Annotated in this window: 1 pseudogene; it reads right to left on the bottom strand. The window is 67.6% G+C overall.

From position 1 onward, the window contains the following. A pseudogene (locus J0695_RS40880) lies at positions 1-259 on the bottom strand (ABC transporter ATP-binding protein); the annotation flags it as partial.

Below are 259 nucleotides of genomic sequence, written 5' to 3'. Positions count from 1 at the left end.
CTGGGGAGGCGTGAGTTGGACCCGTTCCAGCAGGGCTGCCAGGTTTGTCTCCAGTTCCGCGTCGCCCGTTCCCGCCCGGCCGTGGATCTTCAGCGCGCGGGTGAGGTGGTAGCGCACGGTGTGCACGGGGTTCAGGGAGGCGAAGGGGTCCTGGAAGATGAGCTGGACCTGGCGTACGTAACGACGGAAGGACCGGCCGCGGCCTGCCTTCACCGCGGTGCCGTCCAGCTGTATCCGCTCACCAAGGGCGAGATACAGC

This window comes from Streptomyces beijiangensis, from assembly GCF_017315755.1.
Lineage (GTDB): Bacteria > Actinomycetota > Actinomycetes > Streptomycetales > Streptomycetaceae > Streptomyces > Streptomyces beijiangensis.
The sequence above is the reverse complement of the archived record's forward strand: the minus strand, read 5'-3'. Positions and strand labels throughout refer to the sequence as shown.